The organism is Pseudomonas alvandae (assembly GCF_019141525.1).
Classification (GTDB): Bacteria; Pseudomonadota; Gammaproteobacteria; order Pseudomonadales; family Pseudomonadaceae; genus Aquipseudomonas; species Aquipseudomonas alvandae.
In genome coordinates, this window is the sequence record NZ_CP077080.1 from 640178 (window position 1) to 666940 (window position 26763).

Consider the following 26763-nt stretch of genomic DNA (forward strand, 5'->3'; position numbering starts at 1 on the left):
ACGCCGCCGACACGCTGTAACTGTCGGACTCTACTGTAAATCGCTGCCACGACCTGTCAGCACACCGAATCCTCTGATCGAGATACACAAGTGATCGAAAATCTACGCAACATCGCCATCATTGCTCACGTTGACCATGGTAAGACCACCCTGGTAGACAAACTCTTGCGTCAATCCGGCACCCTGGAGCGCAACGAGCTCAACGACGAGCGCGTGATGGACTCCAACGACCAGGAAAAAGAGCGCGGTATTACCATCCTGGCGAAAAACACCGCCATCAACTGGAACGGCTACCACATCAACATCGTGGACACCCCGGGCCACGCCGACTTCGGTGGTGAAGTAGAGCGCGTGATGTCGATGGTCGACTCCGTGCTGCTGCTGGTCGACGCCCAGGACGGCCCTATGCCGCAAACCCGTTTCGTGACCAAGAAGGCCTTCGAAGCCGGCCTGCGTCCGATCGTGTGCATCAACAAGGTTGACCGTCCAGGCGCGCGTCCGGACTGGGTCCTGGACCAGATCTTCGACCTGTTCGACAACCTGGGCGCCACCGAAGAACAGCTGGACTTCAAAGTCGTCTACGCCTCGGCCCTGAACGGTATTGCCGGTCTGGACCACACCGACATGGCTGAAGACATGACCCCGCTGTACCAGTCGATCGTCGACAACGTACCTGCGCCGAAAGTCGACCGTGACGGTCCGTTCCAGATGCAAATCTCCGCACTGGACTACAACAGCTTCCTGGGTGTTATCGGTGTTGGCCGTATCGCCCGTGGTCGCGTCAAGCCGAACACTCCAGTCGTGGCTATCGGCGCCGATGGCAAGCGTCGCAACGGTCGTATCCTGAAGCTGATGGGTCACCACGGTCTGCACCGTGTAGACGTCGAAGAAGCGGCTGCCGGCGACATCGTCTGCATCAGCGGCATGGACTCGCTGTTCATCTCCGACACCCTGTGCCACCCGGACACCGTTGAAGCGATGAAGCCGTTGACCGTCGACGAGCCAACCGTTTCCATGACCTTCCAGGTAAACGACTCGCCATTCTGCGGTAAAGAAGGCAAGTTCGTGACGTCCCGTAACATCAAGGAGCGTCTGGACAAGGAGCTGCTGTACAACGTTGCACTGCGCGTTGAAGAAGGCGACTCGGCTGACAAGTTCAAGGTCTCCGGCCGTGGCGAACTGCACCTCTCGGTACTGATCGAAACCATGCGTCGCGAAGGCTTCGAAATGGCTGTAGGTCGTCCGGAAGTGATCATCCGCCTGGTTGACGGCGTGAAGCACGAACCGTTCGAAAACGTCACCATCGACCTGCCGGAAGAATCCCAGGGCAAGGTGATGGAAGAGATGGGCCTGCGTAAGGGCGACCTGACCAACATGGTGCCGGATGGCAAGGGCCGTGTACGCCTGGAATACAACATCCCTGCTCGCGGTCTGATCGGTTTCCGTAACCAGTTCCTGACCCTGACCAACGGTGCTGGCATCCTGACCTCGATCTTCGACCGTTACGACGTGATGAAGTCGGGCGACATGTCCGGCCGCCAGAACGGCGTTCTGGTTTCGGTTGAAACCGGCAAGGCACTGACCTACTCCCTGGAAACCCTCCAGGCGCGTGGCAAGCTGTTCGTCGAGCACGGCCAGGAAATCTACGGTGGCCAGATCGTTGGTCTGAACAGCCGTGACAACGACCTGGGCGTGAACCCTACCAAGGGCAAGAAGCTCGACAACATGCGTGCTTCGGGTAAAGACGAAACCATCGCCCTGGTTCCACCTGTTCGCTTCACCCTGGAACAGGCCCTGGAATTCATCCAGGACGACGAGCTGTGCGAAGTGACGCCGAAGTCGATCCGCCTGCGCAAGAAGATCCTGGACGAAAGCGAGCGTACCCGCGCCGCCAAGAAAGCCAAGGCCTGATTGCTTTAGCCTCGGCTGAATGAAAAACGCCCCCGGTTGCGAGACCGGGGGCGTTTTTTTGTGCCTGGGATTTTATGTGGCGCCTGTAGGGCCCCATCGCGAGCAAGCTCGCTCCCACAGTGGATTTATGTCGGACACAAAATCTGTATCCGCTGAAAATCAACTGTGGGAGCGAGCTTGCTCGCGATGGCGACGGTTCAGGCGCTGCTGAATCAGCAATAGATCAAAACCGATCCAACGTCCGCGGATTCCGCTCGCGTTCCACTTCCTTGGGCTTGTACGCGCAATAGCCCGGCCGTGGCCCGACCCGTGGATGATTGCGGCAGGTGTCCGGGCGCTTCTCGTAAATGGTGCACAACCGGCTCTTGCGGTCCAGATACAGGCAGTCGTTGTTGCTCATGCGTTGCAACGTGAAGATTTCCGACTTCTGGTTGTAGCGCTCGACGATCCCTTCCTTTTGCAGGCGCTTGGCGATGTTCTTCGGCGGGTCGCCCAGTTCGAACTCATCGACGATGCCAATCCGGATCAGGTCCTTGATCTTGACCTCCACCGGCAGGGTACAGCAGCTCGACACGCAGGAACCGCACATCGGGGCGGAGTACTTGGCCCAGGTATCGAGTCGGTCGATCTCCGCGGCGGCGATCAGGTTGGGCTTCATCATCACGGTTTACCAGCATGCATCAGGGCGCGCGATCATACCGGGACTGGTGAAATTTTGAACGACCATCTGCCGGTTTTTTTTGCGTCCCGACAAAACCCGCCTGTACCGGCACGGCCCCTGCATTCATTCGTCCATGGGCAATTCCTTGGCGACGATTCTCCGGCACCAGAGGAAAAACCACCGAACCAAGAGCCTGTACCGTCTGTCAGACCGACTAGGCTCAGACAATTCCATGCTCGTTCGAGGTCTCATCAATGACTCAAGAACCACTTGTTCGCGAAGCTGAGGTTGCGGCATTTCGCGACGCCGTGTTGACCAAACTCACTTATGCCGTCGGCAAGGACCCCGATCATGCGTTTGATCACGATTGGTTCGAAGCCATAGCCCTTGCCGCCCGCGACCACATGGTCGAACACTGGATGGACCACACGCGGCAGATCTACCGCAAGGGCCAGAAGCGCGTCTACTACCTCTCCCTGGAATTCCTCATCGGTCGCCTGCTGTACGACAGCCTGAGCAATCTGGGCCTGCTGGACACCGCCCGCGAAGCGTTGACCGAGTTGGGTGTCGACCTGGAACGCATCCGCCTGCTAGAGCCCGACGCGGCCTTGGGCAACGGTGGCCTCGGTCGCCTGGCGGCGTGCTTCATGGAGAGCATGTCGACGCTGGGCATCGCCGGCCATGGCTACGGTATTCGGTATGAGCACGGCTTGTTCCGCCAGGCGATTGTCGACGGCTGGCAGCAGGAGCAGACCGAGCACTGGCTGGATTTCGGCAACCCGTGGGAGTTCGAACGGCCGGAAGTGGTCTACCCGATCGGCTTTGGTGGCAGCGTTGAAACCGTGACGGACGACAACGGCAAGACTCGTCAGGTCTGGTCTCCGGCCGAAACCGTGCGCGCCATTGCCTATGACACGCCGGTGGTGGGCTGGCGCGGTGCCAGTGTCAACACCCTGCGCTTGTGGCGCGCCCGGGCCGTGGAAGACCTGCACCTGGAGCGCTTCAATGCCGGCGACCACCTCGGCGCCGTGGCGGAAGTGGCCCGGGCCGAGAGTATTTCCCGCGTCTTGTACCCGGCCGACAGCACCGAGGCCGGCCAGGAATTGCGCCTTCGCCAGGAGTATTTCTTCGTCGCCGCCTCGCTGCAGGATTTGCTGCGCCGCCATCGCAACATGCACACCTCGGTGCTGACCCTGGGCGATCACGCGGCGATCCAGCTCAACGATACGCACCCGTCCATTGCCGTGGCCGAGCTGATGCGCCAATTGGTGGACGTCTACGACGTCGCGTGGGACGCGGCCTGGCAGATCACCCAGGACACGTTGTCCTACACCAACCACACGCTGCTGCCCGAAGCCCTGGAAACCTGGCCGGTGGGGCTGATGGAGCGGATGTTGCCCCGGCACATGCAGATCATCTACCTGATCAACGCCCAGCACATCGATTCGCTGCGGGCCAAGGGCGTGCACGATTTCGACGTGCTGCGCTCGGTGTCGTTGATCGAAGAGGACAACGGCCGCCGGGTACGCATGGGTAACCTGGCGTTCCTCGGTTCCCACAGCGTCAACGGCGTGTCCGGGTTGCATACCCAACTGATGCGCAGCACGGTGTTCTCCGAGCTGCACAAGCTCTATCCGGAGCGAATCAACAACAAGACCAACGGCATCACCTTCCGCCGCTGGTTGTTCCAGGCCAACGCCGAATTGACCTCGATGATGGTCGACGCCCTTGGCCCGAGCGTGCTCGACAATCCCGAGGAGCGCCTGATCGAGCTGGAGCCGTTCGCCGACAAACCGGCGTTTCGCAAGCAGTTCGCCGAACAGCGCCTGCACAGCAAGAAAGCCCTGGCCTACCTGATCCACGAGCGGCTGGGCATCGCCGTCAACCCGGCGGCGATGTTCGACGTGCAGGTCAAGCGGATCCACGAATACAAGCGTCAGTTGCTCAACCTGATGCACACTGTGGCGCTGTACCAGGCGATTCGTGCCGAGCCGGAAGTGGACTGGGTGCCGCGGGTGAAAATCTTCGCCGGCAAGGCCGCCGCCAGTTATCACCAGGCCAAGCTGATCATCAAGCTGACCAACGACATCGCCCGGGTGGTGAACAACGACCCGACCGTGCGCGGCTTGCTCAAAGTGGTGTTCCTGCCCAACTACAACGTCAGCCTGGCCGAAAGCATCATCCCGGCGGCGGACTTGTCGGAGCAGATTTCCACGGCCGGTTTCGAAGCCTCGGGCACCAGCAACATGAAGTTCGGCCTCAACGGCGCGCTGACCATCGGCACCATGGACGGCGCCAACGTGGAAATGCACGAGCGTGTCGGCGGTGACCATATGTTCATCTTCGGCCTGACCGCCGAGCAGGTGGAAGCGCGCAAGCGCAACGGTGAATTCAGCGCCGCGCCGGACATCGCCGCGTCCCATCGCCTTGGCGATGTATTGCAAGCGATTCGTGGTGGCGTCTTCTCGCCGGATGACCCGATGCGCTACACCGGGCTGGTGGATTCGCTGGTGGATTACGACCGCTTCCTGGTCTGTGCCGATTTCGACGCGTACTGGAACGCCCAGGCCAAGGTCGAAGAGAAGTGGCACGACTCCAAGCAATGGTGGCGCTCGGCGGTGCTCAATACCGCGCGCATGGGCTGGTTCTCCTCTGACCGGACCATCCGCGAATACGCCACCGACATCTGGAAGGCGCTGGAGTAAACGTTGCAAGAAATGTGAGCGAAGCCCAACGGCGGTTGGGCTTCGTCGATATACTAAGCGCCAGATTCGCCGGGTTGCGGTGTCGTAGCCCAGTCATTGGCAGCACCAATATTCTAATGTGGGAGCGGGCTTGCTCGCGAAAGCGTTGTGTCAGACAGCAATGATGTGCCTGACACAACGCTTTCGCGAGCAAGCCCGCTCCCACAAGGATTGTGCTGTTCCACTAGACTGATCCGGGCACCGCATCACCCGGTCATGCCCGCAACGGGCCGCTTAGGGATATCGACCATATGCAATGGATTTTGACACTGTTGGGCCTGGCTCTTGGCTGGGTGGTGGACGAGTCGTTCGCCGATGCGCTGATAGGTGCGTTGGTCGGGCTCGGCATCGCCCAGTCGTTTCGGCTGGGGCGCCTTGGCATCCAGGCGGCCAAACAGCAGATCCTGCTGCAAGAGGCCCAGCAGAGTCTGCTCACCCTGGAAGCGCGGCTGGCGGTTCTCGAACGCGGCAAGGCCGCCCAGCCGAGTGATCCGGCGCCGGCGGCCGAGGTCATCGCGCCACAGGCTGCAAAACCCGAAACGCGCACCGAGCCGGACCTCGTCTGGGAATTGCCGCCAGACCGCGAACCCGTCTCCGTGATGAGCACCCAGGCCAGCCAGCCGTTGCCTGACGAAATCTGGAGCCCTGCGCCAGCCGCTTCCAGCCGTCGCGCCAATCGCGATTTTGCGCCGTTGCCCCTTGAACCGACGGCGCCTGCGCCTGCGGCTCCCCGTGGCCCGAATCTGTTCGACCGCGCCCTCATCGGCGCGCGCGACTGGTTGTTCGGCGGCAACACCGTGCTGCGGGTCGGCGTGGTGTTGTTGTTCCTCGGCCTGGCTTTCCTGCTGCGCTACGCCACCGAAGGCATGGTGGTGCCGATCGAATTGCGCTACGCCGGCGTTGCGGCCAGCGCCTTGGGCCTGCTGGGCCTGGGTTGGTGGTTGCGCCAACGCAACAGCAGTTATGCGCTGATGCTGCAGGGGACCGGGATCGCCGTGTTGTACCTGACGGTGTTCGCCGCCATGCGCCTGCATCCGTTGCTCGATTCCAAGGCTGCCTTGGGGCTGCTGGTCGCGGTCACTGTGTTCTCGGCGATCCTGGCAGTGACCCAGAACGCCATGGGCCTGGCGGCGGCTGCGGCGCTGGGCGGCTTTGCCGCACCGATCCTGACCTCCACCGGCAGCGGCAACCATGTCGCGCTGTTCAGCTATTTCATCCTGCTCAACGCCGGCATCCTCGCAATCGCTTGGTTCAAGGCCTGGCGGATGCTCAACCTGATCGGCTTCGTCGGCACGTTCGGCATCGGTTTCGCCTGGGGCTTGCGCTCCTATACGCCGGAACTGCTGTGGAGCACCGAACCCTTCCTCATCGTTTTCTTCCTGGTGTACCTGGCGATCGGCTTGTTGTTTACCCGGCGCAAGCTGCTGGAAATGAGCGACGCGCCTGAAGATGGCAGCCGCGACGCCATGCTGCGCTGGTCGGCGCGCAAGGGCGATTACGTGGACGGCAGCATGCTGTTCGGCCCGCCGTTGGTTGGCTTCGGCTTGCAGTTCGCCTTGGTGCAACACTTGGAATTCGCCGCAGCGTTCAGTGCCTTGGCCTTGGGCATGATTTATATGGGACTGGCGCGCGTATTGATGGGCGGTCGCGCTGTATTGCTGGCTGAAACCTGCCTGGCCCTGGGGGTGATTTTCGGCAGCCTGGCCATTCCGCTTGGCCTCGATGCCCGTTGGACTGCTGCAGCCTGGGCGGTGGAAGGCGCCGGGATCTTCTGGCTGGGCCTGCGCCAACAGCGACCCTTCGCACGAATCTTTGCCCTGTTGCTGCAATTGGGTTCGGCGCTGGCCTTCGTCAGCGAATTGCATGCAGGTGAAGGCAGCCTGCTGGAGGGGTCGTGGCTGGGCGCGTTGATGCTCGGTTGTGCCTTGCTGTTCAGCTTCTATCAACTGCACAAGGCCGAGCCCGGCCATGTCGCGAACTGGGAGCGTCAGGCTCAGCCTGTGCTGGCGGTGTTGGGGTTAGGTTTCCTCTACTTGCTGGCGCCGCTGTTCTTTTTTACCCACGGCACCGCCATCGCCTGGGCCTTCGCCGGCCTGGCGACGCTGTTCATTGGTCTGCGCCTGCAATCACGGGCCTTTCTGTTTACCGCGTTCGCGGTGCAACTGTTGGGCGGCGCGCTGTTCCTGATGCGCCTGCAAGGCGCCGATGGAGATTCGGCGGTGTTGAATGCCGGCTGGAACGGACTGCTCAGCGCCTCGCTGATCGGCCTGGCGTTGATTGGCGGGATGCTGTTGGCGGCTCGCGACGACATGGTACGCAACGATCCCCGGCTGTTGCGCGGCCTGTCGGTGGTGCTATTGGCGGGGCTGGTGCTGATCAATCTCGCGGTGCTGTTCGTCCTGCCTTGGCAAACGGCGAGCGGCGTATGGGCGGCCAGCGGCTTGTTGATCATCTGGCTGAGCCTGTACTTGAAGCAACGCGTGAGCTTTGTCTTCGGCCTGTTGCTGCAACTGTTGGGCGGCGCAGCGTTCCTGGCGGCTGGGCCGTTCCTGCTTGGGCCTCTTCAGTCCGAAGGTCTGCGACCCTTGGCCCACAGTGGTTTCTGGACACCGCTGGTGCTGGGATTGGCGGCATTGGTCGGCGCCTGGCGATTGCAACGGGCACACGCCGCGCAGGAACTGGACGTCCTGAGCTTGCAACGCCTGTCCGAGCTGTTGCTGATCTGGGGCGCCGGCTGGTGGGCGCTCGCGTGGGTCAGCGAGGTGCTGCGTTTTGCTCCGGCGAACCTGCAAGGCAGCTGGCTGCTGCTGGTCGCGGCGATCAGCGTGGCGGTGTGGACAGTTCTGGCCCTGCGCTTGAAATGGCCGGCGCTGGGGCTGCTGTGCACCTTGTTGATTCCGGCGGCGGGCTGCGTGCTGGTGGCAACGGGGCACAGCCACTATCACCCGGCGGCGGATTTCGGCTGGCTTGCCTGGCTGGCAATATTTGCCGTGCACTTCTTTTCGCTCAAGCGCCTGGCGCCGATGCTCCCGCCCCGTGCGCGCAGTACCGCCCACGTGCTCGGTTGCTGGTTGCTGATGACGGTGTTGATGCTGGAGCTGCGTTACGGCCTGCTGTTGTTGTCCGAGCAGTACAATGCCTGGCGCTGGCTGGCCTGGGCAATCCTGCCAGGCCTTTACCTGGTGTTGATGGCCACGCCGCGTACCCTGCCATGGCCGGTTTCGGCCCAACCGCGCGAATATCGCGTCTACGCGGCGGCACCCATGGCGCTGTTGATGCTCGGTTGGTTCTGGCTGACCAACACCTTCAGTGACGGCAACTCCGAGCCACTGCCTTATGTGCCGTTGCTCAACCCTCTGGAGCTGGGCCTGCTGTTCGCCTTGTTCGGTATCTATGTGTGGGCGCGCAACGCGGTGGAGCAATCGACGAACCGTTGGAGCCGCATCGGGTACATCGCTCAATTGATCGCCGGTGTGTCGCTGTTCGCGTTCTTCACGGCCCTGGTGATGCGTACGGCCCACCAGTGGATGGGTGTGCCGTACGCGCTGGATGCGCTGCTCGACTCGATGTTCGTGCAGGCCGGCTTGTCCATCGTCTGGACCTTGATTGCCCTGGGCCTGATGATCGGCGGGCACCTGCGCCATCGCCGGGAAGTGTGGCTGGTCGGCGCGGTGTTGATCGCCGTGGTCGTGGCCAAGTTGTTCTTCGTCGAATTGAGTAACCGCGGCGGCCTGGCGCGGATCGTGTCGTTTATTGGCGTGGGTGTCTTGCTGCTGGTGGTCGGCTATTTTGCGCCGCTGCCACCCAAGCGCCCGGAGCCGGCCGTGGATGCCGAGCCGCCAATGCCTGTCAGTGAGGGAGTGTCGTCTTGAGTCGCAAGTTGAGTCGAATCGGGCTGGGCCTGATGGGGTTGTGGGTGGCCTTGGCGGCTGCGGCACCGGAGCAGCCGCAAGACTTCGCCCATCAGGTGCCGTTGGCCTTGAGCGGTGAAGGCCCGTGGTATCGCCTGGCGTTGCCGCTGGATGTCCAATTGCGGGCGCGGCAGACCGACCTGAGTGACGTGCGGGTGTTCAACGCCGCCGGCCAGGCCCAGGCCTATGCATTGGTGCGCGAATCGGCCCAGAGCCGGGAGAATCGCACCCTGACCGATGTGAAGTGGTTTCCGCTGTACAACGCTGCCGACGACAGTGAACGCGCGCCCAGCGTACGTGTGCAATCGAACGCCAACGGCACGCTGGTGGAAGTCCAGCCGTCCAGTCGGCTCGAAGCCGGGGAAGAGGAATTGCGTGGCTGGCTGCTCGACGCCAGCGCGATCAAGGCGCCGCTGCAACAGTTGATCCTGGACTGGACCAGCGAGCGCGACGGTTTCCAGCGCTTCACCATCGAGGCCAGTGACGACCTGCAGCACTGGCAGGCGTGGGGCGAAGGCCAGGTCGCGCGGCTGACATTCGCCGATGAGCGGGTCGAGCAGCACGAAGTGAGCCTGCCCGGACAATCGGCGCGGTACTTGCGATTGCTGTGGGATTCGCCGTCCTCGGCGCCGGTGCTGACCTCGGCCCAACTGCAAAGCGCCAGCCGCGAAAGCCTGCCGCTGCCGTTGGTCTGGTCGCAGCCGTTGGCGGGCACCACGACGAAGGCCGGTGAATATACCTGGCAATTGCCGATGGGGCTGAACATCGAGCAAGTCCAGGTGGAACTGAGCCAGGCCAACAGCCTGGCGCCGGTGACCCTGGCCGGTCGCCGCGAAAGCAGCCATCCATGGCAGCCGATGGGCGGTGGCTTGCTCTATCGCCTGACCCAGAATGGTCAGGATGTGCAGCAAAACCAGCTGCAGTTGTCCGGCCAGACCGTGCAGCAATTGAAACTGACCGTGGACGAGCGCGGCGGCGGCCTGGGCACCGAGGCCCCGGCCCTGCGTTTTGCCGTGCGCCCGACCCAAGTGGTGTTCCTGGCGCGCGGCGACGCGCCCTACAACCTGGCACTGGGCAGTGCGACGGCGAAGGCGGCCAGCTTGCCGTTGACCACGCTGATCCCGGATTACAAGCCGTCGCGCCTGGCGACGCTGGGTACTGCAACGGTCAACGGAACGGCGACCTCGACGCCAGCGGTTGAAGCGCCGCCGGTGGCTGTGAGTACCAACTGGAAGAAGATCGGCCTGTGGGCGGTGTTGCTGCTCAGCGTGGTGTTCCTCGGTGCGATGGCGTTCAGCCTGCTGCGCAAGCCGCCGGTCAAATCCCCGTAGGCGCAGGTTGGCAGGCCCGGATATGAACTCAATCCTCCATATCCCGTCTCATAGGAGGAATTAAGTCCCGACTCGCGCTAAACTGCGCGGGTTTTCCGCCCCCTATTCTTCGGAGCCGTCCATGTCCCGCGTTACCTTGAGTCGCTATTTGATTGAGCAGACCCGCAGCAACAATACCCCTGCCGATCTGCGCTTTTTGATCGAAGTGGTGGCGCGTGCATGCAAGGAGATCAGCCACGCCGTGTCCAAGGGCGCGCTGGGCGGTGTCCTGGGCAGCATGGGCACCGAAAACGTGCAGGGCGAAGTGCAGAAGAAGCTCGACGTGCTCTCCAACGAAATCCTGCTGGAAGCCAATGAGTGGGGCGGTCACCTGGCCGGCATGGCGTCCGAAGAAATGGACAATGCCTACCAGATCCCGGGCAAGTATCCGAAAGGCGCCTACCTGTTGGTATTCGACCCACTGGACGGTTCGTCGAACATCGACATCAACGCGCCGGTCGGCACGATCTTCTCGGTACTGCGTTGCCCGAACGAGTACCTGAGCCAGAACGAAGCCCTGAATGAAAAGGCTTTCCTGCAGCCCGGCACCGAACAGGTTGCCGCCGGCTATGCCATCTACGGCCCGCAGACCATGCTGGTGCTGACCCTGGGCGACGGCGTCAAGGGCTTCACCCTGGACCGCGAGATGGGCAGTTTCGTACTGACCCACGAAGACATCACCATTCCTGAAACCACCCAGGAATTCGCTATCAACATGTCCAACCAGCGTCATTGGGAAGCCCCGGTACAACGCTACGTCAGCGAGTTGCTGGCTGGTGAAGAAGGCCCGCTGAAAAAGAACTACAACATGCGTTGGGTGGCTGCGATGGTCGCCGATGTACACCGCATCCTGACCCGTGGCGGTTTGTTCATGTACCCACGCGACAGCCGCGAGCCGTCCAAGCCGGGCAAGCTGCGCCTGATGTACGAAGCCAACCCGATGTCGTTCCTGGTGGAGCAGGCAGGCGGCGCTTCCACCGACGGCCACCAGCGCATCCTCGACATCAAGCCTGAAGGCCTGCACCAGCGCGTCGCAGTGTTCCTCGGCTCGAAAGAAGAAGTGGCGCGCGCCACGGCTTACCACAAGGAGTAAATCATGGCCGAGCCCTGGCAGCCGTTGCTCGATTGGTGGTTTGGCACAGCCGAAAAACCAGATGAGATCGCGGCTGACAAGGGCAAGCTGTGGTTTGGCAAAGGCCATGATCGCCAGGCGCGAGAGCGCTTCGGTGATCTGGTCGAGCAAGCACTGGCCGGCGGATTGACCGATTGGGCGCAACGCCCGGAAGGTTGGCTGGCCCTGGTGCTGCTACTGGATCAACTTCCGCGGATGATCTTTCGCAACGCGCCCGAAAGCTTCTCCGGCGACCTGCGTGCCCAAGCGCTGGTGGCCCAGGGTCTGGCGGCGGGTTTCGACCGGCAACTGCGACCGATCCAGCGTGTATTCATCTACCTCGTCCTCGAACACTGCGAAAACCTCGCGGTGCAGAACGAAGCCGTATCGCGGTTTATCGAGCTGGTCCGGGAGCAACCCGAGGCGCAGCGGGCGGTGTTTGAAGACAACCTGGATTATGCCGAACGGCATCAGAAGATCATTGCCCGGTTTGGACGCTTTCCCCATCGCAATGCGGTGTTGGGGCGCGAGTCCACGGCGGATGAGCTGGAGTTTTTGAGCAGGCCTGGGTCCAGGTTCTGAATTTTCTGCGAGGCTGATACCGTCTTCGCGAGCAAGCCCGCTCCCACAGTTGATCAGGTTTCCCTGACGGAACGCGGTCAACTGTGGGAGCGAGCCTGCTCGCGAAAGGGCCCTTGAGAGCACTAGATCCGGAAACTCCCCACCAACTGCTTCAACCGCGCCGCCTGCTGCTCCAGGTCGGAACAGGCGCGTAAGGTCGCTTGCAGGTTTTCCACACCTTCCTGGTTCAGGGTGTTGATCTCGTTGATGTCGACGTTGATTGATTCCACCACGGCGGTCTGCTCTTCGGTGGCGGTGGCCACGGATTGGTTCATGCCGTCGATTTCGCCGATGCGCTGGGTCACGCTACCCAGGCGTTCGCCCGCCTGGTTGGCGATGCTGACGCTGCCTTCGCTCTGGCGCTGGCTGTCGGTCATGGTCAGCACCGCTTCCCGCGCGCCGACCTGCAGCTCTTCGATCATCTTCTGCACTTGCTGCGCCGAATCCTGGGTGCGGTGGGCCAGGTTGCGCACCTCGTCGGCGACGACCGCGAAGCCGCGACCGGCTTCACCGGCCCGGGCCGCTTCGATGGCAGCGTTGAGAGCGAGCAGGTTGGTCTGCTGGGAAATGCTGGTGATCACTTCGAGAATCTGGCCGATGTTCACCGTGTTGCTGTTCAGCGTTTCGATGTTGCCGCACGAATCGCTGATCTTGGCCGACAGCTGCTGCATCGCCGTGATGGTTTTATCCACCACTTGCTGGCCATCTTCGGCCAGGTTGCGGGCCTCGCTGGAGTGCTGCGAGGCGAGGGCGGCGTTCTGGGCGATTTCCTGGGCGGCGGCACCGAGCTGGTTGATGGCCGCGGCCACGCTGCTGGTGCGCGAGGCCTGCTGGTCGGAGTTGAACATCGACGAGTTGGAGGCGCTGACGACACGCAGGGCGACTTCATTGACCTGACCGGTTGCCGAGGCTACTTCGCGGATCGAGGTGTGGATACGCTCGACGAAGCGGTTGAACGAGGTGCCCAGCGCGCCGAATTCGTCATGGCCGTGGATGGTCAGGCGGCGGGTCAGGTCGCCTTCGCCTTCGGCGATGTCGTGCATGGCGCGGCCCATGGTCAGCAGCGGTTGCATCAGCACGCGGATCAGCATGCCCAGCAGCGCGATGATGAACACCACGGCAATGGCCATGGCAATCAGCGCCGAGGTGCGGAACTCGCTGAGCATCGCCAGGGCTGTGTCTTTATCAAGCACCAGCGCCACGTACCAGTTGGCACCGGGGACGCCGTTGACCTGGGTGAAAGAGATAAATTGGGTTTTGCCGTCGAGGTCGACTTCTTTAACGCCCGGACTGATTTGAGGCGCACCGTTGGGATAGGCCTCGGTGAGGGTCTTGAGCACGCGCTTGCTGTCAGGATGCACGAGGATCTTGCCGTCGGCGCTGACGATGAACGCGTGACCGTGGCCGCCGAAGTTCAGCGAGTTGATGATGGCGCTGACGCTCGACAGATCGATGTCCGCCCCGGCCACGCCGATCATCTGGTTCTGGCGCTGTACCGGCGTGGCAACGGTGATCACCAGTTTGCCCGACGAAGCGGCGATGTAGGGTTCGGTGACGATGGTCTGCTGGGCGCTGTTGGCGGCCTTGTACCAGCCACGGGCACGCGGGTCGTAATCGGCGGCACGATTGCCGGCCGGTACCGAAAACATCACGCCGTCGGTGCCGCCGAAATAGCTGAGCTGGAAATTGCTGGTGTAGGCCGGCAGGCCCACGGCGCGTTTCAGGCTGTCGGCAGCGCTGCCGTCGATAGCGATTTGCTGGGCCAGCGATTGCAGCAATTGGATTCGGCCTTCGACCCAGGTCTGGATGTTACGGCTGGTCAGGCTGCCGAGTTCCTGCATGGACGTCTCGGTGCTGGTGTTGAGGCTTTGTCGTTGGCGGTAGTCGTTGAACAGGATGAAACAGGCGAATGCGACGGCCACCACAAGGGCGGCAGCCAACAGGATTTTGTGGCTGAATTTCATGTTTCTGGTCATTAAGAACGCTACCGCGAGGGGACGGGTCAAAAAGGGGAGTCAATTTGCCATAACGCAGGATTTTGCGCTGTTACTTTTTATCGGCCCGCAAGCCCGGCTCATCAGGCTCCGGGGCAGCTATCCCGACGAAAGGCACGACCCCGTCACACTCTGGCTGATTCATCGGTGAAACACCTTTGCGCAGCCAATAAATACTGGGGTAGTCGGGGAACCAGATAGGGGTTTTCTCTTCTAAGGTTCAGGTTGGCACCCTGCCACCTCCCTTCCGTTCCAGGAGTTACACCATGTCGCTGCGTTCTATCGCCCTGCTGTTTATGTGCGTCGTGTTGACCGCATGCAGCAAGGTCAACCAGGAAAACTATTCGAAGCTGTCGGCCGGGATGCCCAAGGCCGAGGTCGAGACGTTGCTGGGAAAACCGACTGACTGTTCGGGCGCGCTCGGCATGTCCAGCTGCACCTGGGGCGACCAGAAAAGCTTTATCAGCGTGCAGTACGCCGGTGACAAAGTGTTGATGTTTTCCGGCCAAGGCCTGAAGTAACCTGGAGTAAACCGGGGCCAAGCGCCCACGGGAGAAAAAAATAATGATGCGGTTAGTTTTTGTGCTTTTGGCTGGCCTGGTATTGGCCGGCTGTGCCACTTCTGGCGTAGACCCGTTGGCGCCCAAGACTGTCAACAGTGTCAATCTCAAGCGTTACCAAGGGACCTGGTACGAGCTGGCCCGCCTGCCGATGTATTTCCAGCGCAACTGCGCGCAATCGGAAGCTCACTACACCCTCAAGCCTGACGGCAATGTGGACGTGTTCAACCGCTGCCTGACCTCCGATTGGAAGTGGGAAGAGGCCAGGGGCACCGCTTACCCGCAGGTGCCGGGCAAGACCGACAAGCTCTGGGTCGAATTCGATACCTGGTTCTCGAAAGTCCTGCCGGGCGTGGCCAAGGGTGAGTATTGGGTGCTGTACGTCAGCGATGACTACAAGACCGCCATCGTTGGTGACCCGAGCCGTCGCTACATGTGGCTGCTGTCCCGCACGCCAACGGTCAAGGTCGATGTACGCGAAGAGCTGCTGAGCAAAGCGCGGCAGCAAGGGTATGACACGACGCGGTTGGTCTGGCGTGCGTCGGACCGGCAGATGGCCAAGACTTCGGACTGACCGTCACCCGAAACCAATGTGGGAGCGAGCTTGCTCGCGATAGCGGACTTTCAATCAACATTTATGTTGAAGGTAAAGGCCTCATCGCGAGCAAGCTCGCTCCCACATTTGTATTTCCATCTTGATTTTTTGGTGTCAATTCAATAGCTCGCGCAGGACCTGGGTAAACGCCCGGGCGCTTTCTTCCTCGCCGGCATGGTGTCCGTCGCGCACTTGCCACTTGCCGGCAACCATCACATCCCGCACCTGGCGATCGCCGCCGGCAAACAGCCAACGGTTGAGGATGCCGTCGCCATTGGCCGTGGCCAGGTACGGATCGTTGCCATCGAGCACCAGCCAGTCGGCGCGCTTGCCGACCTCGAATGCTCCGATGGGTTGGCCCAACGCCTGGGCGCCACCTTCCAACGCTGCGTCATACAGGGTACGTCCCACCATCGGCTGATCCGTTCGGTACAACCGGTTGCGGCGCTGGTCCCGCAGCCGCTGGCCATATTCCAGCCAGCGCAACTCTTCGACCACGCTCAGCGACACATGGCTATCGGACCCGATACCCATTCGCCCACCTTGGGCGAGGAAGTCCACGGCGGGAAAAATCCCGTCGCCCAGGTTGGCTTCGGTGGTCAGGCACAGGCCGGCAATCGCCCGGCTCTTGGCCATCAGGCTGACTTCCTGCGGATTGGCGTGGGTGGCATGGACCAGGCACCAGCGTTGATCCACCTCGGCATTTTCGTACAGCCATTGCAGCGGACGCACGCCGCTCCAGCTCAGGCAGTCGTCGACTTCCTTTTGCTGTTCGGCGATGTGGATGTGCACCGGGCAATCACGGTCGCTGGCGGCCAGCACGTCATGGATCTGCCCCGGTGTCACGGCGCGCAGCGAGTGGAAGCACAAGCCCAGCGCCTGGGACGGTTGCCCGGCCAGGATCGGCTGCAAGCGTGACTGGAGCTTCAGGTAGTTTTCGGTGCTGTTGATGAACCGGCGCTGCCCGTCGTTGGGTGCCTGGCCGCCGAAACCGGAATGGCTGTAGAGCACCGGCAGCAAGGTCAAGCCAATGCCCGCGGCACTGGCGGCCTGACTGATACGCAGGGCCAGTTCGGCCGGGTCGGCGTAAGGCGTGCCGTCGGTGTCATGGTGTACGTAATGGAATTCGGCAACCGAGGTATAGCCGGCCTTGAGCATTTCGATGTAAAGCTGCCGGGCGATGATGCCAAGCTGGTCGGGGCTGATCTTTCCGACGAGGCGATACATCAGGTCGCGCCAGGTCCAGAAACTGTCATTGGGATTGCCCGCCACTTCCGCCAGGCCGGCCATGGCCCGCTGGAACGCATGGGAATGCAGGTTCGGCATGCCCGGCAACAGCGGACCGCCAAGCCGTTCGGCGCCGTCTGCGTGGAAATCGGCCTGGACATGGGTCAGGACGCCCTCGGCGTCGACCTCAAGACGTACATCGTTGGCCCATCCATTAGGCAGTAGCGCACGCTCGGCAAAGAAGGCGGACATCGGTTGAACCTCGTTGCGTGTAATTTGTATATACATATACAGACGTTTGCCTGCCCGGTAAACTCCGGCAAGCTAGTCATCAACATTCGCAGAACAGGAATACGCCGTGCCGACTCCGCCTGCCAAACCGCCGCTGGCCGCACACATGGGTGACAGTCCGGCGCCCTTGTACGCCCGCGTCAAACAGATGATCACCCAGCAGATCGACAGTGGAAACTGGCCGCCCCATTACCGCGTGCCCTCGGAAAGCGAACTGGTCAGCCAGTTGGGCTTCAGCCGCATGACCATCAACCGCGCCCTGCGGGAAATGACCGCCGACGGCCTGCTGGTGCGCATGCAGGGTGTCGGCACGTTCGTGGCCGAGCCCAAGAGCCAGTCCGCGCTGTTCGAAGTGCACAACATTGCCGATGAGATCGCCTCCCGTGGTCATCGCCACACCTGCAAAGTCATCACGCTCGAAGAAGAGGCCGCCGGTTCCGAGCGCGCGTTGGCCCTGGACATGCGCGAAGGCCAGAAAGTGTTCCACTCGTTGATCGTGCATTTCGAGAACGACATCCCCGTGCAAATCGAAGACCGTTTCGTCAACGCGCTGGTGGCGCCCGAGTATCTCAAGCAAGACTTCACCCTCCAAACGCCCTACGCCTATCTGAATCAGGTTGCGCCGCTGACCGAAGGCGAGCATGTGGTCGAGGCAATCCTGGCCGAGCCCAGCGAATGCAAGCTGTTGCAGATCGAGCGAGGCGAGCCGTGCCTGTTGATCCGTCGCCGCACCTGGTCCGGGCGCCAGCCGGTGACCGCCGCACGCCTGATCCATCCGGGCTCCCGTCACAGTCTGGAAGGGCGTTTTCATAAATGAGCCAGTTGAAGGTTTTACGCGCTGCGGATTACCCGCGCATGCCGTGGAAGAACGGCGGTGGCAGCACGGAAGAAATCACCCGCGATGCCGGTGCCGGCCTCGAAGGTTTCGGCTGGCGCCTGTCGATTGCCGATATTGGTGAGTCGGGTGGTTTTTCCACCTTCGCCGGTTACGAGCGGGTCATCAGCGTCTTGCAAGGGGATGGCATGACACTGAACGTCGATGGCCAGGCCACGCGGCCTTTGCATCCGCTGGACCCTTTTGCGTTCAGCGGTGAGAGTCATGTGAATTGCACCCTGCTGGGTGGACCGATTCGCGACTTCAACCTGATCTACGCGCCGCAGCGTTACCGTGCCCGATTACAGTGGTTGGGCGGTCAGCAGCGGTTTTTCAGCGAAGCGGAGACGGTATTGGTGTTCAGTGCGGCTCCGGGGTTGGTTATCAGGATCGGGGAGTCCGCCGTTGACTTGGGGCTTTACGATTGTCTGCAACTGAGCGGTAACACCACGCTGGTGGATGTTTCCACTCACGGTCAATGCTGCGTGATTGAGCTGACGGCTCACTAGGCGCCTTCACTCACCCTGTGGCGAGGGGATTTATCCCCGCTGGGCTGCGAAGCAGCCCCAGATCTACCAACTCAGTGAGTCAGGCTGATCGCATTTATGCTTTTTGGGTTGCTGCGCACCCCAGCGGGGATAAATCCCCTCGCCACAAAGTGCCTGCCCTCTGTTTCTTCTGTGCACCAATTTGTTACCGAACGCCCCAGCGTGGCGCAATACCACGTTTTTATGACCTTCCGATTTTTCCCGAAAAATCTCCTTCAAAAAATTCATGCATCTCGGCAGCCTTTCTACGACGGGGCTTTCCGCCGATTCGTCAATCTTTCTTGAACATCCCTTCAACAAGTTGGCCGCTTGATTGCATATGCTTGTACATACAAGTAAAGACGTATGCGTATGAGTTACCTGCATTCAACGCAACGTTCGCTAAATCGCTGCCCACTGCCCGGGCTGGTCTGGATTGATCGCTGAGGAGTTTTTGCTGTGACCGACGCTACCCGCAAACCCGAAAAATACCGTGACGTTGAAATCCGCGCCCCTCGCGGTAACACGCTGACCGCCAAGAGCTGGCTGACTGAAGCGCCGCTGCGCATGCTGATGAACAACCTCGACCCGGAAGTGGCCGAGAACCCCAAGGAACTGGTGGTCTACGGTGGCATCGGCCGCGCGGCGCGCAACTGGGAGTGCTACGACAAGATCGTCGAAAGCCTCACCAACCTGAACGACGACGAAACCCTGCTGGTGCAATCCGGCAAGCCGGTGGGCGTGTTCAAGACCCACAGCAACGCCCCGCGCGTGCTGATCGCCAACTCCAACCTGGTGCCGCACTGGGCCAGTTGGGAACACTTCAACGAGCTCGACGCCAAGGGCCTGGCCATGTACGGCCAGATGACCGCCGGCAGTTGGATCTACATCGGTAGCCAGGGCATCGTGCAGGGCACCTATGAAACCTTCGTCGAGGCCGGTCGCCAGCACTACGATTCCAACCTCAAGGGCCGTTGGGTCCTGACCGCCGGCCTGGGCGGCATGGGTGGCGCGCAACCGCTGGCCGCGACCTTGGCCGGTGCGTGCTCGCTGAACATCGAGTGTCAGCAGGTGAGCATCGATTTCCGCTTGAAAACCCGCTACGTCGACGAGCAAGCCAAGGACCTCGACGACGCCCTGGCGCGCATCGAGAAATACACCGCCGAAGGCAAGGCAATATCCATCGCGCTGTGTGGGAACGCCGCCGAGATCCTGCCGGAAATGGTCCGTCGTGGTGTGCGCCCCGACATGGTCACCGACCAGACCAGCGCCCACGACCCACTCAACGGCTACCTGCCGGCCGGCTGGACCTGGGACGAATACCGCGCCCGCGCCAAGACCGAGCCTGCTGCCGTGGTGAAAGCCGCCAAGCAATCGATGGCCGTCCACGTCAAAGCCATGCTCGCCTTCCAGAAGATGGGCGTGCCGACCTTCGACTACGGCAACAACATTCGCCAGATGGCCCAGGAAGAGGGCGTCGAGAATGCCTTCGACTTCCCGGGTTTCGTCCCGGCCTACATCCGTCCGTTGTTCTGCCGTGGCATCGGCCCGTTCCGCTGGGCGGCGCTGTCGGGTGACCCGCAGGACATCTACAAGACCGACGCCAAGGTCAAAGAACTGATTCCCGACGACGCCCACCTGCACAACTGGTTGGACATGGCCCGCGAGCGCATCAGCTTCCAGGGCTTGCCGGCACGGATCTGCTGGGTCGGCCTGGGCCAGCGCGCTAAGTTGGGCCTGGCGTTCAACGAAATGGTCCGCAGCGGCGAGTTGTCGGCGCCGATCGTCATCGGTCGCGACCACCTCGACTCCGGTTCCGTGGCCAGCCCGAACCGTGAAACCGAATCCATGCAGGACGGCTCCGACGCCGTTTCCGACTGGCCGCTGCTCAACGCCTTGCTCAACACCGCCAGCGGCGCGACCTGGGTGTCGCTGCACCACGGTGGTGGCGTCGGCATGGGCTTCTCCCAGCACTCGGGCATGGTGATCGTCTGCGACGGTACCGACGAAGCGGCCGAGCGGATTGCCCGCGTGCTGCACAACGACCCGGGCACCGGCGTGATGCGCCATGCCGATGCCGGTTACCAGATTGCAATCGATTGCGCGAAGGAGCAGGGGCTGAACCTGCCGATGATCACCGGCAAGTAAACCCGGATCCCTTGTGGGAGCGGGCTTGCTCGCGAAGACGGTTTTACATCCGAGGCAGGTGTTGAATGACACACCGCTTTCGCGAGCAAGCCCGCTCCCACAGGAATGCGGCGCAAATGAATCCGAGAACAATCCACAGAGGTTGAACCATGGCTGTCACCAGCACACGCGAAAGCAGCAAGCCGTTGATCGAGAAACGTTCGATCGACTACATCCCGGAAGCGGAGCGGCACGGGCGGTTATTGAGCCAGTTCACCCTCTGGATGGGGGCAAACCTGCAGATCACTGCAATCGTCACCGGTGCATTGGCGGTGGTGTTGGGCGGTGATGTGTTCTGGTCGTTGATCGGTTTGCTGATCGGCCAATTGCTCGGCGGTGGCGTCATGGCACTGCATGCTGCGCAAGGGCCCAAGCTGGGACTGCCGCAGATGATCTCCAGCCGGGTGCAGTTCGGCGTGTACGGCGCGGCCATCCCGATCGTGCTGGTGTGCCTGATGTACCTGGGCTTCACCGCAACGGGAACCGTGCTTTCCGGCCAGGCGCTGGGCCAGTTGTTTGGCGTCAGCGACAGTGTCGGCATCCTCATTTTCGCCAGTGTCATCGTGCTGGTCACGGTGCTCGGTTATCGGGTGATTCACTTCATTGGCCGTGTCGCCAGCGCCATTGGCGTGATCGCCTTTGTCTATCTGTTCGCTCGGTTGATCAGCCAGACCGACGTTGGCGCACTGCTGCAAATCCGCCATTTCAGCTGGAGCAGCTTCCTGCTGGCGGTGTCGCTCGCGGCTTCCTGGCAGATCGCCTTCGGCCCCTACGTGGCGGACTATTCGCGTTATCTGCCGAGCAAGACGTCGTCGGTGAAAACCTTTTTCGCCGCAGGCGCCGGTTCAGTCATCGGCGCACAAGTGGCGATGATCCTCGGCGTGTTCGCCGCCGCCTCGGCCAACGGCCAGTTCGCCGGTCACGAAGTGGCCTACATCGTCGGCCTGGGCGGGACCGGTGCCACCGCTGCGCTGCTGTACTTCAGCATCGCGTTCGGCAAGGTCACCATCTCCACGCTGAACTCCTACGGCAGCTTCATGTGCATCGCGACCATCATCAGCGGATTCCGTGGCCACTTGAACGTAACGCGTGTGCAGCGCCTGGTGTTCGTGCTGTTCATTGTCGGCGCCGCGACCCTGATTGCGCTGCTCGGCCAGCACTCGTTCCTCGGTGCGTTCAAGTCCTTCATCTTGTTCCTGCTGGCGTTCTTCACGCCATGGAGTGCGATCAACCTGGTGGACTACTACTGCATCACGCGCGAGCGCTATGACGTGCCGGCGCTGGCCGATCCGAACGGTCGCTACGGCCGTTGGAACGTGCTCGGCATCAGCGTCTATGTCTTTGGCGTACTGGTTCAATTGCCGTTCATTGCGACCAAGTTCTATACCGGCCCACTGGTGAAAGCCATGGGTGGAGTGGATATCTCCTGGATCATCGGCCTGGTGGTCCCGGCGGCGCTGTACTACGTCCTCGCCAGGAAGTGGCACAGCGCAGTACCCGATCAATTGATCCTGCCAGTCGAGCAGGACGCGGTTGACGCACAACCGAGCAGGGCGGGCCGCATCCAAGCGGTCTGATGGGACGTTGACAGGGCTGGATGCCTCTTGACTGCCGTAAGCCAATCCAACTGATTAGGAGCGTCACATAATGAAGTCGAACAAGACCCTGCTGACCACATTGCTTTCCATGGGCCTGCTGGCCAGCGCCGGCGCCACGCAAGCGGCCGGTTGGTGCGAGTCGGGTAAACCGGTGAAGTTCGCCGGCCTGAACTGGGAAAGCGGCATGCTGCTGACCGACGTCCTGCAAGTGGTGCTGGAAAAAGGCTACGACTGCAAGACCGACAGCCTGCCGGGCAACTCCATCACCATGGAGAACGCCCTGAGCAGCAACGACATCCAGGTGTTCGCCGAAGAGTGGGTCGGCCGCAGCGAAGTGTGGAACAAGGCCGAGAAGGCCGGCAAAGTGGTCGGCGTCGGTGCCCCGGTGGTGGGCGCCATCGAAGGCTGGTACGTGCCGCGCTACGTGGTTGAAGGCGACGCCAAGCGCAAGCTCGAAGCCAAGGCGCCGGGCCTGAAGAACATCGCCGACCTGGGCCAGTACGCCGCCGTGTTCAAGGACCCGGAAGAACCGTCCAAGGGCCGTTTCTACAACTGCCCGGCCGGTTGGACCTGCGAGCTGGACAACAGCGAAATGCTGAAAAGCTACGGCCTGGAAAAAACCTACACCAACTTCCGTCCAGGCACCGGCCCGGCGCTGGATGCGGCGGTGCTGTCGAGCTACAAGCGTGGCGAACCGATCCTGTTCTACTACTGGTCGCCAACGCCGCTGATGGGGCAGGTGGACCTGGTGAAATTGGAAGAGAAACCGGGCGTGGATAAAAGCGTGAGCATCAAGGTCGGCCTGTCCAAGACCTTCCACGACGAAGCCCCGGAATTGGTGGCGGTCCTGGAAAAGGTCAACCTGCCCATCGATATCCTGAACCAGAACCTCGGGCGCATGGCCAAAGAGCGGATCGAGTCGCCGAAACTGGCGAAGATCTTCCTGAAGGAACATCCTGAAGTCTGGCATGCGTGGGTCAGCGAAGACGCTGCCAAGAAAATCGACGCGGCTCTGTAGGTCGAATATCTCCCGGCCAACCCATGGGCTGGCCGGGACATTCACCGCATCCACCTGATCGAGAGTCTCTTATGTTTCCCGAAAGCTTTACCTTCTCCATCGCCGACTGGGTCAACGGTTGGGTCGACGCCCTGGTGACCAACTATGGCGACGTGTTCCGGCACATCTCCGACACGCTGCTGTGGGCCATCGTCAACCTCGAAGGCCTGCTGCGCATGGCGCCCTGGTGGCTGATGCTGGCCATTGTCGGCGGCGTTGCCTGGCACGCCACGCGCAAGGTCGTCACCACGGCGGTGATCGTCGGCCTGCTGTTCCTGGTGGGCGCGGTGGGCCTGTGGGACAAGCTCATGCAGACCCTCGCCCTGATGCTGGTGGCGACGCTGATTTCGGTGATGATCGGCATTCCGCTGGGCATCCTCTCGGCGCGCAGCAATCGCCTGCGTTCGGTGCTGATGCCGTTGCTGGACATCATGCAGACCATGCCGAGCTTCGTGTACCTGATTCCGGTGTTGATGCTGTTCGGCCTGGGCAAGGTCCCGGCGATCTTCGCCACGGTGATCTACGCCGCGCCACCGTTGATTCGCCTGACCGACCTGGGCATCCGCCAGGTGGACGGCGAAGTGATGGAAGCCATCAACGCCTTCGGCGCCAACCGCTGGCAGCAGCTGTTCGGCGTGCAACTGCCCCTGGCCCTGCCGAGCATCATGGCCGGGATCAACCAGACCACCATGATGGCCCTGTCGATGGTGGTCATTGCCTCGATGATCGGTGCCCGTGGCCTGGGTGAAGACGTGCTGGTGGGCATCCAGACCCTCAACGTCGGGCGCGGCCTGGAAGCGGGGCTGGCCATCGTGATTCTCGCCGTGGTCATCGACCGCATTACCCAGGCCTATGGTCGTCCTCGGCATGAGGTGAGCAAATGAGCAACGCAGCCATCAGCAAGATCGAAGTCAAGAATGTCTTCAAGATTTTCGGCAACCGCTCCAAGGAGGCCCTGGAGCTGATCCGCCAGAACAAGACCAAGGACCAGGTGCTGGCCGAAACCGGCTGCGTGGTCGGCGTGAACGACCTGTCGCTGAGCATCGGTACCGGTGAGATCTTCGTGATCATGGGCTTGTCCGGCTCCGGCAAATCCACCCTGGTGCGCCACTTCAACCGGCTGATCGATCCCACCAGCGGCGCGATCCTGGTGGACGGCGAAGACATCCTGCAACTGGACATGGACGCCCTGCGCGAATTTCGCCGGCACAAGATCAGCATGGTCTTCCAGAGCTTCGGCCTGCTGCCGCACAAGAGCGTGCTGGACAACGTCGCCTACGGCTTGAAAGTGCGCGGCGAGAGCAAGCAGGTGTGCGCCGAGCGCGCACTGCACTGGATCAACACCGTCGGGCTGAAAGGCTACGAGAACAAATACCCGCACCAGCTCTCCGGCGGCATGCGCCAGCGCGTCGGCCTGGCCCGGGCCCTGGCGGCGGACACCGACATCATCCTGATGGACGAAGCCTTCAGCGCCCTCGATCCGCTGATTCGCGCGGAAATGCAGGACCAGTTACTGGAACTGCAAAAGACCCTGCACAAGACCATCGTCTTCATCACCCACGACCTCGACGAGGCCGTGCGCATCGGCAATCGCATCGCGATTCTCAAGGACGGCAAGCTGATCCAGGTCGGCACGCCGCGGGAGATCCTGCACTCGCCGGCGGATGAGTATGTCGATCGGTTTGTGCAGCGGCGGGCGGCGGTGGTTTGAGGGATTTGTGATGGCTGGGCTGGCGTCATCGCGAGCAAGCTCGCTCCCACAAGGGGCCTCCTTTGTTCACACATTTTTTGCCCAAAGGAAATCCCTGTGGGAGCGAGCTTGCTCGCGATAGGGCCGGCAAAGCTGCATCAATGTTCAAGTTGCAAGCATGAGGTTGAAGATGTCCCAGGCTGAAAAAATCATCATCACCGGCGCCCCCCTGCGCTGGCAGGACGTGGTCGCCGTCGCCCGCTTCGGCGCGCCGCTGGAACTGTCGGCCCAAGTCTGGGCGCGGATCGACAATGCCCAGGCCATCGTCCAGCGCATCGTCGAAAGCGGCGAGCGCGCCTATGGCGTCAACACCGGCCTCGGGGCATTGTGCAATGTCTCGCTCAAGGATGAACAACTCAGCCAGCTGTCGCGCAATACCTTGCTCAGCCATGCCTGTGGTGTCGGCCCGGCACTCTCCGACGAGCAGACCCGGGCAATCCTCTGCGCCGCCATCCACAACTACAGCCAAGGCAAGTCCGGCATTCATCGCCGGGTGGTCGAGGCGTTGCTGGCGCTGCTCAATCGCGGCATCACGCCGCAAGTGCCGTCCCAGGGTTCGGTGGGCTACCTGACCCACATGGCGCACATCGGCATCGCGCTGCTGGGCGTCGGCCAGGTCAGCTATCGCGGGCAAATAATCCCGGCGCAACAGGCCCTGGCCGCAGAAGGTCTGCAACTGGTGCAACTGGGGGCCAAGGACGGTTTGTGCCTGGTCAACGGCACGCCGTGCATGACCGGCCTCAGTTGCCTGGCCCTGGCCGATGCCACGCGGCTGGTGCAATGGGCGGATGTGATCGGCGCCATGAGCTTCGAAGCCCAGCGCGGGCAGATTGCCGCGTTCGATGCCGAGATCATCGCGCTCAAGCCACACCCCGGCATGCAGCAGGTTGGCGTGAATCTGCGGGCATTGCTCGATGGCAGCGAAGTCATCGCGTCGAGCCTGGGCATCCGCACCCAGGACGCCTTGAGCATCCGCTCGATTCCGCAAGTGCACGGCGCTGCTCGCGATCAACTGGAGCACGCCCGGCAACAGATTGAAACCGAGCTCAACGCCGTCACCGACAACCCGCTGCTCCTGGGGACGCCAGAGAATTTCCGGGTCATGTCCCAGGCCAATCCCCACGGCCAATCGGTGGCGTTGGCGGCGGACTTGCTGGCGATTGCCATGGCCGAGATCGGCTCCATCGCCGAGCGCCGCCTCGACCGCTTGATCAACCCGCACGTCAGCGGTTTGCCGGCATTCCTTGTCGCCAATCCTGGTGTGAATTCGGGGATGATGATCGTGCAATACGTCGCCGCGTCGCTGTGCGCGGAAAACAAGCAACTGGCGCAACCGGCGGTGCTGGATAATTTCGTCACCTCCGGCTTGCAGGAAGATCACTTGAGCATGGGCACCAACGCGGCCCTGAAGCTGCATCGGGCGCTGGAAAACTGCACGCAGATCCTCGCCATCGAATACCTGCTGGCGGCCCAGGCCTTTGAATTTCTCAAGGCCCAACGCTTCGGCGCCGGCACCGACATCGCCTGGAAACTGCTGCGCGAGCGCGTTCCGGCCTACGATCAGGACCGCTGGCTGGCGCCGGACATCGCCAGTGCCGCCGGGCTGATCAGAGACCCCGACGTGCTGGGCACCGTGTTACCGAATTTGAATTGATCAAAAGAGCGCCAGCGTGCCAAGGCACCTAGCCCACAAGGCATCGCCCAAAAAGCGAAGGTGACGGATAACGGAACATTCCGGAGCGACTGGCGGGTGAAAAACAAAACTCTCAAAAGG

The 26763-nt window shown here is 61.9% G+C and carries 19 protein-coding genes; 16 read left to right on the plus strand and 3 right to left on the minus strand.

The window, feature by feature from the left end; genetic code table 11:
* Window positions 1–90 precede the first annotated feature (90 nt).
* Window positions 91–1911 (plus strand): translational GTPase TypA, encoded by a 1821-nt coding sequence (gene typA, locus KSS97_RS02855; RefSeq protein WP_030141461.1) that lies wholly within the window; start codon window positions 91–93, stop codon window positions 1909–1911.
* A 223-nt stretch (window positions 1912–2134) separates the two neighbouring features.
* Here the strand turns inward: typA and KSS97_RS02860 are convergent, their stop codons facing one another.
* Window positions 2135–2572, minus strand: coding sequence for a YkgJ family cysteine cluster protein (locus tag KSS97_RS02860; protein ID WP_024778075.1), 438 nt, complete (start codon window positions 2570–2572; stop codon window positions 2135–2137).
* A 254-nt stretch (window positions 2573–2826) separates the two neighbouring features.
* Here KSS97_RS02860 and KSS97_RS02865 point away from each other — a divergent pair, with 254 nt between their 5' ends.
* The 5 genes from KSS97_RS02865 (at window position 2827) to KSS97_RS02885 (ending at window position 12290) form a co-directional block, all read left to right on the plus strand.
* Window positions 2827–5277, plus strand: a complete 2451-nt coding sequence (locus KSS97_RS02865) for a glycogen/starch/alpha-glucan phosphorylase (RefSeq protein ID WP_030141460.1) — start codon at window positions 2827–2829, stop codon at window positions 5275–5277.
* Between the two features lie 290 nt (window positions 5278–5567).
* Window positions 5568–9188: a DUF2339 domain-containing protein gene (locus KSS97_RS02870; RefSeq protein WP_217861055.1), complete on the plus strand. Its 3621-nt coding sequence runs from the start codon at window positions 5568–5570 to the stop codon at window positions 9186–9188.
* Between the two features lie 32 nt (window positions 9189–9220).
* Window positions 9221–10558, plus strand: a complete 1338-nt coding sequence (locus KSS97_RS02875) for a DUF3999 domain-containing protein (RefSeq protein WP_438269633.1) — start codon at window positions 9221–9223, stop codon at window positions 10556–10558.
* A gap of 121 nt (window positions 10559–10679) precedes the next feature.
* Window positions 10680–11690, plus strand: a complete 1011-nt coding sequence (locus KSS97_RS02880) for a class 1 fructose-bisphosphatase (protein ID WP_030141457.1) — start codon at window positions 10680–10682, stop codon at window positions 11688–11690.
* A gap of 3 nt (window positions 11691–11693) precedes the next feature.
* Complete coding sequence (locus KSS97_RS02885) at window positions 11694–12290, plus strand: DUF924 family protein (RefSeq protein WP_217861057.1); 597 nt, start codon at window positions 11694–11696, stop codon at window positions 12288–12290.
* A gap of 122 nt (window positions 12291–12412) precedes the next feature.
* Here KSS97_RS02885 and KSS97_RS02890 read toward each other — a convergent pair whose 3' ends face one another.
* Window positions 12413–14305, minus strand: coding sequence for a methyl-accepting chemotaxis protein (locus KSS97_RS02890; protein WP_030141455.1), 1893 nt, complete (start codon window positions 14303–14305; stop codon window positions 12413–12415).
* 284 nt (window positions 14306–14589) lie between these two features.
* Here KSS97_RS02890 and KSS97_RS02895 point away from each other — a divergent pair, with 284 nt between their 5' ends.
* Window positions 14590–14844, plus strand: a complete 255-nt coding sequence (locus tag KSS97_RS02895) for a hypothetical protein (RefSeq protein WP_003186715.1) — start codon at window positions 14590–14592, stop codon at window positions 14842–14844.
* A gap of 43 nt (window positions 14845–14887) precedes the next feature.
* Window positions 14888–15457 carry a lipocalin family protein gene (locus KSS97_RS02900; RefSeq protein ID WP_030141454.1) on the plus strand — a complete coding sequence of 190 codons (570 nt, stop codon included), beginning with the start codon at window positions 14888–14890 and terminating at the stop codon, window positions 15455–15457.
* Window positions 15458–15592: 135 nt separating this feature from the next.
* On the opposite strand, the gene KSS97_RS02905 is transcribed toward KSS97_RS02900, so the two are convergent.
* Window positions 15593–16957 (minus strand): formimidoylglutamate deiminase, encoded by a 1365-nt coding sequence (locus KSS97_RS02905; protein WP_217861058.1) that lies wholly within the window; start codon window positions 16955–16957, stop codon window positions 15593–15595.
* Window positions 16958–17102: 145 nt separating this feature from the next.
* On the opposite strand from KSS97_RS02905, the gene hutC reads away from it, so the two are divergent.
* The 8 genes from hutC to hutH all read left to right on the plus strand — a co-directional run bounded on the left by hutC (window position 17103) and on the right by hutH (window position 26643).
* Window positions 17103–17813, plus strand: a complete 711-nt coding sequence (gene hutC / locus KSS97_RS02910) for a histidine utilization transcriptional repressor HutC (RefSeq protein ID WP_181291028.1) — start codon at window positions 17103–17105, stop codon at window positions 17811–17813.
* Window positions 17810–18379, plus strand: a complete 570-nt coding sequence (locus KSS97_RS02915) for a HutD/Ves family protein (protein WP_198797386.1) — start codon at window positions 17810–17812, stop codon at window positions 18377–18379. The genes hutC and KSS97_RS02915 overlap by 4 nt, the downstream gene beginning before the upstream one ends.
* Window positions 18380–18856: 477 nt before the next feature.
* Window positions 18857–20545 (plus strand): urocanate hydratase, encoded by a 1689-nt coding sequence (gene hutU, locus KSS97_RS02920; RefSeq protein WP_039592729.1) that lies wholly within the window; start codon window positions 18857–18859, stop codon window positions 20543–20545.
* Between the two features lie 149 nt (window positions 20546–20694).
* Window positions 20695–22161 (plus strand): purine-cytosine permease family protein, encoded by a 1467-nt coding sequence (locus tag KSS97_RS02925; RefSeq protein ID WP_198797387.1) that lies wholly within the window; start codon window positions 20695–20697, stop codon window positions 22159–22161.
* Between the two features lie 70 nt (window positions 22162–22231).
* On the plus strand, window positions 22232–23200 hold the full coding sequence (locus KSS97_RS02930; RefSeq protein WP_014336129.1) for an ABC transporter substrate-binding protein: 969 nt from the start codon (window positions 22232–22234) through the stop codon (window positions 23198–23200).
* 71 nt (window positions 23201–23271) lie between these two features.
* Window positions 23272–24123 (plus strand): ABC transporter permease, encoded by an 852-nt coding sequence (locus KSS97_RS02935; RefSeq protein ID WP_030138265.1) that lies wholly within the window; start codon window positions 23272–23274, stop codon window positions 24121–24123.
* Window positions 24120–24950, plus strand: a complete 831-nt coding sequence (locus KSS97_RS02940) for a quaternary amine ABC transporter ATP-binding protein (RefSeq protein WP_050586211.1) — start codon at window positions 24120–24122, stop codon at window positions 24948–24950. The genes KSS97_RS02935 and KSS97_RS02940 overlap by 4 nt, the downstream gene beginning before the upstream one ends.
* Window positions 24951–25119: 169 nt before the next feature.
* Window positions 25120–26643 (plus strand): histidine ammonia-lyase, encoded by a 1524-nt coding sequence (hutH, locus tag KSS97_RS02945; RefSeq protein WP_217861059.1) that lies wholly within the window; start codon window positions 25120–25122, stop codon window positions 26641–26643.
* Window positions 26644–26763 lie beyond the last annotated feature (120 nt).